3 protein-coding genes and 2 pseudogenes are annotated in these 8,483 nt (G+C 33.2%); 2 read left to right on the top strand and 3 right to left on the bottom strand.

The features are described from left to right. Positions 1-143: 143 nt before the first annotated feature. A pseudogene (locus tag ACFWE9_RS24315) lies at positions 144-432 on the bottom strand (tyrosine-type recombinase/integrase); the annotation flags it as partial. A 29-nt stretch (positions 433-461) separates the two neighbouring features. Between ACFWE9_RS24315 and ACFWE9_RS24310 the strand changes: the two are divergent. Next, positions 462-834 (top strand): annotated as a pseudogene (locus tag ACFWE9_RS24310) (DUF4352 domain-containing protein); the annotation flags it as partial. A gap of 22 nt (positions 835-856) precedes the next feature. Here the strand turns inward: ACFWE9_RS24310 and ACFWE9_RS24305 are convergent. Continuing rightward, positions 857-1,105, bottom strand: coding sequence for a hypothetical protein (locus ACFWE9_RS24305; RefSeq protein WP_377359216.1), 249 nt, complete (start codon positions 1,103-1,105; stop codon positions 857-859). A 237-nt stretch (positions 1,106-1,342) separates the two neighbouring features. After that, positions 1,343-2,887 (bottom strand): SIR2 family protein, encoded by a 1,545-nt coding sequence (locus ACFWE9_RS24300; protein ID WP_377359212.1) that lies wholly within the window; start codon positions 2,885-2,887, stop codon positions 1,343-1,345. Positions 2,888-3,531: 644 nt separating this feature from the next. On the opposite strand from ACFWE9_RS24300, the gene ACFWE9_RS24295 reads away from it, so the two are divergent. Continuing rightward, positions 3,532-7,914 carry an NACHT domain-containing protein gene (locus ACFWE9_RS24295; protein WP_377359210.1) on the top strand — a complete coding sequence of 1,461 codons (4,383 nt, stop codon included), beginning with the start codon at positions 3,532-3,534 and terminating at the stop codon, positions 7,912-7,914. The last annotated feature ends 569 nt before the right edge of the window (positions 7,915-8,483 follow it).

Below are 8,483 nucleotides of genomic sequence, written 5' to 3'. Positions count from 1 at the left end.
TTTTATAATTGTATTTTCTTCTATTATATATCTTGATGAATGGGCGGCATGATGTAATCATAGCCCAAACCCTTTGATATATGAGGGTTTTATGTAAGAGGGGAGCGTAATGCTAACATCTTGCTAACATTTCTCTCCTAAAATTAGAGGTTTCTCATGAGTTGTGCAAACTTGTGGGAAGCCTCTTTTTTCATTTTTTGTTACGTGGGGATAGACGTTTTTGGTTGTGTCGTCGTCACAGTGACCAAGCCGATCCATAATCTCTTCTAAGCCTACCTTTGCTTCTGCTAACAATGAAGTATGCGTATGGCGCAGAGAGTGGGGAGTAAGTTCTGGACTTAAGCTGGCCAGCTTAAGCAGACGCGACATTCTGTTTTCCACGATCTTGATGAAAATAGGATAGCCTGGTTGTTTCTCTTTCTTGGCGAAAATGATCCTTCGTCAAGATAAGCTTCACCATAGTACTTCTTAAAGTCGGTGCAGTAGAGTCAAAGAACCAAGTGGGCGGCGAATTCGCTTCTGAAAAAGCTCAAGGTGTTTTCAAAATCGTTGAACTATCTGTAACTAACGGGGCAGAAAGATGCCATTACTTTAGATGCTAATATCTTTAAATTAATAGATGATAAAGGTAGGGAGTTTACTTATTCTACTGAAGGTCAAACGGCTTATGAAATTGCAGCTGGAGATGACGCAGCTAACTTCTTCTTAAAGCAGCTTAATCCTAGCTTAACTCAAACTGGTAAGATTGTATTCGATGTTCCTGCAGACGCGAAAGGCTTAACAATGAAAGCTCGCGGAGGCATGACGGGAGACGAAATTACATTAAAAGTTTAATAAGAAAAATTTGGCTGCCTCTTTATGAGTGCAGCTCTTTTTTTTTTGGCTCTTTTCGTAAACAAAGCAGTATCTTATTTATTCGTTCTTTCTCTTCAATTTTCTTTTTTTGTTGAAGAAAGTTAAACCAATAGAGGTAGTTGTCTAGATATTTGGTCGCAACACCTTGAATCCTATCCGCTAATTCTTTTACAAGCATCAGTGGCCCTACTATTCCTTCATATATATGACTTAAATGTTGTAACCACCAATATCCCATGTGTTGCGACATACACTCTACACATATTGACTACTGAAAAAAAGGGCTGTCCCAATGGCGGAGTTGCAGTCGAAACATTGAAAAAAGTAAAACCCAAGAATGCTTTTATATCAACATTCTTGGGTGCTTAATTTGAGTGTATGCATTTAAGCTAAATGGATTTTTAGACAGCTCCTTTTAATCTTCATTGGAATTTATTGATAATATATTAATTTGGATGATACAGGTTGTTTACCAGATGGGATAATTTTATCCTCGCAACTTCTTTAAAAATTGTGTTATCTCAGGATAATCTTCAAACCAAATTATATTTAACCCTAACTCCTGAAAAAATTTTTCTTTTTGATCTTGATTAACGGCTTCAAATCTTTTAATATTATCTGTGTTAAATTCGGAATTCGTCGGGATCTCAAAATTTTCTCTTTTTAAGAATATATAGTGCCTACAAGTTTTATCAGGTTGTTTAGTCATTGCTATATCTAGCAATCTTCTAATATTTGGATCAGTTAGAGATACACCAATAAATAAGCACGTACGTTCCTTAAAGTAGTTTAACTGAATTAAATTTGACCAGTTAAAAGCATCAAGCATTACAGAGTGATACCCTTCCTCAGAAAATATTAAGGAGCTCTCCGAAATTCCCTCATATTTCTCTAAATCACGGGGCAAGAACCCGTGAACATGGTAGATTCCTAGCTCTTCTTTACCTGGTAATTGGGCTTCTTTATAAATTGACGTGTGTTTTAGCTCGCGACTTTCAAGATTTCTCTCTAGTAAATCATCAAAGTTGTATGTGACAACTCCCTGTATCCCCACTCCAGTCCGTGTTGGCAAACATAACTTACAAATTTCATCTAATAATGGAGAGCTATCTTCAGCGTTTTTATATAGGACCTCTGAAATTGTCTCAAGAAAAAACTCGTCTAAACCGTTTCTTATGTATCTAACTAATTGTAACGGAGAATTCCCGTTCATCTTCTTTAAATTATCAGCAATAAAAGCTTTTTCGGTATCTGTCAACTTAACATCAAGTTTGTCCAATTTTTTACTAACAAGTGTAACTAGGAGATCAGATATTAGTTGGTCCCAAGTTGCAATTTTTGCGTCAATAGAGGCACCTGCTCCTAAAAAGAGAACTAAGTTATCTTGGTCATATTGTAATTTAAGATCCTTTATTCGTTCTTCTTGAATTTTTTTCCATTCACCCCTGGAATCCCCTATATTTTGTACGCTCTGTTCAATTTCAACTTCAAACAAGAATTCTAAAGGATTGTTAATCCTGTTAAGAAATTCAGGATGTAATTGAGATAAGTCATCTAATTCTTTTAAACCCCATATATGTAACTTTGTATTATTACTACTGAATTTATCATTTAAGTTTTGTTCATAGTTCTTAGTTTCTTCGGTTGACATGTCAGTAAGAATAATAATGAGTATATCTTGTACATCTGTATTAAGGTACGCGTGGTAGTTTCTTTCTAACATACGTTCAATGTCTTTAAATCTAGATCTTATTGGGATCGTAGGTCCTGCAGTGAAAATTTCCACAATCGTTCCAGCGCGAAAATCATCAAATCCCTCAGGAGCATAACCATCAAAAGTAACTCGTCTTCGTAAATCATCTTCTTTCCTTATTATTACATGATGCTCCATAATAAACTGTTTACCCTGCAGCTTTATATGGTGTTCTAATAATCTTGAGATAAACAAGTCCAGTACGAAACCAATTTGCCTAGGACTTTTTCTAGAAATCATCTCATTATAAATTTGGTTTACTATATCTTTAATATCCATTTTACCTCCCGTATCAAGTAAGTTTAACTAAACTTCCTAAATTGTAATTGGTTTCGACAAATTATAGGCAAATTCCTGCAAAATCGTAGTACTTTACAAAAAGTTGCTGCTTCTATCTAAATAAACAGGGACTATATTCAGTAATTATTAGGTTAACTGAAACGTATTGAGTCACACCAGCACCCCATGTGTTGCCACATACACTCTGGACATGTGGAAGCAGTTACGAAATTAATTTTGAAAGAAGGCAACTGACCCTTTTGAGGGAGTTGCCTTTTTTATATGTCTTGTAAGGATTAACAAAATTATATTGAATATAAACATTGTCGTATTTATGTAAATGATTCTCTTAACTACATAGTTGGGGTTAAGTTGTTCTTAAGTTAATCCTAGAGGGATTAAGTTATTTTCATTTATCCTTTCTAGAAAATTTTTCTCTAAGTTAGCTCTTGCTTTAACGGTAGAGATTTGATTTGCTGCCTACTAATTCACGATAACTCTCGATTAGTAATAATTGTTTACATATTTTTTTGATATAATGGGGGTGATGTCTATAAAATGTAAAGTTTTTGAATAAAAGGTTATTAAAATATTTTGTTATTGGATTTGAAGAAAAAATGGGCAGCGTCTAGGGGGTAATGAAAATGAGCTTTTTAGCATACATAGTGGGGGATTTGATAGCGCCAAAAGTTATGGATTACCATTTCTCAACAGGTTTAAAGAATTGGGAAGAAAAGAAATTAATTAAAGATATAGAAGATACAGTTACTGAATTTAATCGAAAGTTTGATGATACTGAAGTTGATAGTAACTATTTTGTAGAGTTTCTAGAACAGAATAAGATTAGTGACACAATAATACAAAGAGTATTTACTGCTTACAAAATTTTAAAAGAAGATTACGAAGATATATCTAAGAAACTAGCCCAAGAAGCAGTCGAGTTCGTCAATATTAAGAAAGATAAATTTAAGCATACACACATTAAGAAACCAAGTGATTTTGAAGAGTACTTCTCTGAGTTGTTTGAAATATTAATTAGTTTTCGAGAATCGATATTAAGCATTAAAGAAAAGGCAGTTCTATCAATCGTTGATGAGTCAATTGGTAAATCAGAAGGCAATATTATCAAAACTATTGAGGAAAAGCTTAGTAAATTAGAAAGGTTTAAAAACCTTGAGCACGATGAGCGTATCATGCCTAGGCTAGAGGAATTGAATCAGGAATATAAAACAGCTTTTATTCCCTTGGACAAGGGGTTTATTAAGAGGAAAGAATTTTCTTTATTTAGAGAAGTAATAGATTCAGGGAGCTCTTTAATAATACATGGAAAGGCTGGAAGAGGGAAAAGTGGGTGTACAGTAGATATTATCAATTATTGTGAAGAGAAAGCCATACCATATTTGGCAATTAAATTAGATAAACGGATTCCGAATATGAATGCCGAGAAGTGGGGGAAAGATTTAGGATTACCTGCATCGATTACTCATTGTATTGACAGTGTTTCTAAAAATGAAAGAGCAGTAATTATTTTGGATCAGTTGGATGCGCTTCGTTGGACTCTGGCGCATTCTAGAGATGCTTTATTGGTATGCGCTCAGATTATAAATCAAGTAGAGAGATTGAATATTGAGAGGGAAAATAAAATATCCGTCGTTTTTGTATGTCGAACCCATGACTTGGAAAACGATAATAATATTAGATCATTATTTAAAAAAGTTGATTCAAAAGAGGAAGTTATTCAATGGTCTAAGGTTCAGGTTAATGAGTTGGACGAGGATTTAGTTAAGGGCATTGTTGGGAAGCGTTATGAGCAACTAACAAGTAAACTGAAAGAGATACTAAGAATTCCAAGCAATTTATATATTTGGCAACAGTTGGACCCAAGCAAAGTATATGCGGAATGTTCTACCGCAAGCCATTTGGTCTCAGAATGGTGGGGGCAGCTGTCCCATAAATGTTTTGAATTTGGATTGAGAGAAGACAATCTAATTCAGATTAAAGATAAAATGGTAACTTTTTTAGAAAGATCTAGTAGAATATTTATTCCTTTAAGTATATTAAACGAAAATAAATCATCTTTAGAATTTTTATCTTCAAATGCTTTTTTAATAATTCAAGATAATAAAGTTTCGTTTGCCCATCAATCTATATTAGACTGTTTTTTAGCTGAAAAGATGCTTCAGAGATATTATGACGGTGAAGATATCGTAGATATTATTGGGACTAAAGAAAAACAAACACCCGGAAAAAGATATCAAGTGCAAATGTTTATGCAAAATTTATCTGAATTTGATAGCCACGATTTTATTAATGCTGGGCAAAGAATGTTTGAGGCAAATCAAATCAGGTATTTTGTCAAATTTGTTTTCCTCGAGGTGTTAAATCAGATAGATAATCTAGATGAAAATATACAAAATTTTATTGTGAATAACTGTGAAAATAAAAAATATGGTAATCATATTATTAATAACGTTATATTTTCAAGGCCTAAGTATATTAGGTTGCTTAGGAAGTATGGCATTTTAGATAAATGGTTGTTTAACAATCCGTCAAAAAAAGATATTGTTTTAAAATTACTTGTTAGTATGAGCCCGAATTATGATACTGATGATATTGCTTTCATCGAAAAGTATGCATTTAATTCAAAGGAAGATGATAATAAACTCTCTAAATGTTTTATGTACGACATAAATCATGATACGGACGAGTTATTTGAATTGCGAATGAAATTTTATAACCGATTTCCTCAAATGGCTGATATGTATCTTGACTTTAAGTCGATGCTTAAAAATTGTGAAATAAGAACAATACGGCTATTGGCATTTTTATTGGAAAATAAAATTAAGAGCAAGGGGAGAAAAATTTATAATTATGAGGAAGAATTTCTAAATCAAGACTCTGAAATTCTTATAAATAATGGGGAAGAGGTTCTTAATTTATTATTGCCATACGTTCCTACTGAAAATGAAGATAGCTTGCTTTATAGTGAATGGTCCGGAAAATATTTCCATAAAAGAGGCCTTGAAAGAGCTTGTATTCAAATTATAAAGAAAGCAAATGCAGCAATAATTGCCCAACAACCGGAAAAATTCTTTGACCGCTATAAAGCATTCATGGGAAAAGGTAATGATTTATTTAATGAAATTATATTGGATGGATTATACAGATTACCAGAAAGTTATAGTGATATTGTAATTAATTATTTATGCAGTGATTTCAACAGCAACATATTTGATAAGACTGGTGGTAATGGTGATAAATTATATCTTGCAAAACAAATATTAGGAAAGCATTCGAGATACTGTAGTGAGAATATTTTTAATGTATTGGAAGAACGAGTTTTAAGTTATCTATCGCCAGAAGCTAAAGATAGATATTTACGTAGAGTTAATTATAATAGAGAAAAAAACGGCGATACAGTTTATTGGAGTTTCTGGGGTGATTTTCAGAAAGAGATTCTAGAAGTTCTCCCCTATGATCGATTGAGTGATCAAGCAAAAGATCTGATACGTACTTTAAGACGTAAATTTCCTAATGGGACAACTTTATATAAACATTCCAATGGATCTGGCGGATGGGTAAGTTCACCCGTTGCGGGGAAGAAATTAAATAACAAAAAGTGGCTTAAGATTGTAACAAATATAAAAATTAATCATAAAAGTCATTCCCGTTGGAAAGAGGTCCCAGGGGGAATTATTAATAATTCTATTGAAGAGTTTGCAAGAAGCTTTAGCGATGCTGTCTCCGAAGAACCTGGAGGAATGATAAATTTAGTTCTTTCGTATCAGGATAAAGTTTTAGATGTATATGTGGATTCCTTATTTAGTGGGGTTGCATATAGTAAGGCTTTGGATAATGTGTCGGTAGAGTTATTAGAAACAATGATTTTGACCTATCCATATGATTATACCTCATACCGGGCGAACTACATTTGCTCAATTATTCGAAACAGGAAAAACGTAAAATGGTCTCAAGAGGTTTTGGATATTCTAAAGGATATTGCGATTAACCATAAAAACCCGGAAATCGGCAAACCCAATATAACTAATAATGAAAATAAAGAAATGCGTAGCTTTGATATGCTACAAAGTAATGCAATAAACTGCGTAAGGGGTATCGCAGCTGAAGCAGTAGCTCAGCTAATATGGAACGACAGTTCTTTGTTTAACCAGTTTAAAGATACAATTGAAAAGTTGGCATTAGATGAAAACCCGGCAGTGAAATTAGCGAGTTTATTTGCATTATGGCCTTCGTATAACATAGAAAGAGATTGGGCATCAGAAATAATCCTAAATCTATTTGAACAAGATTACAGGCTAGCAGGCTTCCATGATACGAAAAATATACTCTTTTTGCTATATCCGAAATATCGTGAACGAGTATTAGAAGTTATTAAGAAATGCTACGAATCCGAAGATAAAGAAATAATTGAAATGGGTGCATATTGTCTGTCAGAGATGTTTATTCTTAAAAACGAATTTGCCGAAATAATAAATAATGTGGATACAATGAGTGAAGTACAAGCAGAAGCGGTTCTTCATATGACTACTAATTATTTCAATAAAGATGAATTTAATTCATTAGCAAAAGATATGATACGCAAGTTTAAGGCAAGTACATTAAATCTAGAGATGCCGATTTCAAGATTATTTTATGATAATCTTATTGATTTAAAGAGAGACAAGGATTTTATAATCGAAATAATGAATTCCGGCTTAAGTGTTAGAACAGTACATGCTTTTGTTCATTATCTTGAAGAAGAATCAAAGTCAGTAGTTGATTACAAAGATATTATACTTTCAATGAGTTACCATTTAGTTGAAAATGAAGTTGATAAATTTGAAGGTATTTGGGGAATAGAAGATGAAATTTCCAAATTGATTATTGGGTTATATGACGAAACCTCTAACTCAACAATACCTGAGATAAAAGATATTGCAAATGAATGTCTCGATATATGGGATTTGATGTTCGAAAAGCAATTTGGGCAAATTAGATCCCTGAGCCAAAAACTAATGGAAAGGTAAGAAGTTGTTGTATGACTCCTATGTACAATATTTTCCACCTTTAGACCTTTCAAATGCTTCTTTTTTATCAAAGTATTTAACAGTAACTACTATCATATATATTTGTGCAAATCTTTATTTTTACCTTAATGTTAACTGGATAAATTGTAAACTCACCAGCACCCCATGTGTTGCCACATACACTCAACACATGTGGAATGTGTAACAAAAAGCGATGCATATAAAATTTGCATCGCTTTGCTATAAGAGTCATCAAGTCGATTTATTTATTGACCGGCTAACAACTGCTAACATTTTGCTAACGAAGTACAATAAATCACAGTAAATCTAGGTTAAAGATGTTACACGAAGCACCTGCAGAATTCTGATTCTATGCGACTTTCTTCTAATGCGGTTAAAAATGTTACAGCATAAAACTATATGGGCGGCATGATGTAATGATTCAAAAAGCCAAAACCAGTCCCCCCAGTTACTTCGCACGATAGCATAGCATCCTGTTAATTAATTATAGGGGAGGGTTGATATGTTTGCCATCTTTTCAACTTAACGACTGCTGCATAAAATAATAA

The sequence above is a fragment of the Peribacillus sp. NPDC060253 genome (assembly GCF_042727425.1).
Classification (GTDB): Bacteria; Bacillota; Bacilli; order Bacillales; family DSM-1321; genus Peribacillus.
Note: the sequence above shows the minus strand (reverse complement) of the source record. Positions and strands in the feature narration are given on the sequence as shown.

What these genes read in the sequence shown, in the direction of transcription:
- ACFWE9_RS24305 (WP_377359216.1), bottom strand. Translation starts at nt 1,105, where the DNA reads ATGTCGCAACACATGGGATATTGGTGGTTACAACATTTAAGTCATATA.
- ACFWE9_RS24300 (WP_377359212.1), bottom strand. Translation starts at nt 2,887, where the DNA reads ATGGATATTAAAGATATAGTAAACCAAATTTATAATGAGATGATTTCT.
- ACFWE9_RS24295 (WP_377359210.1), top strand. Translation starts at nt 3,532, where the DNA reads ATGAGCTTTTTAGCATACATAGTGGGGGATTTGATAGCGCCAAAAGTT.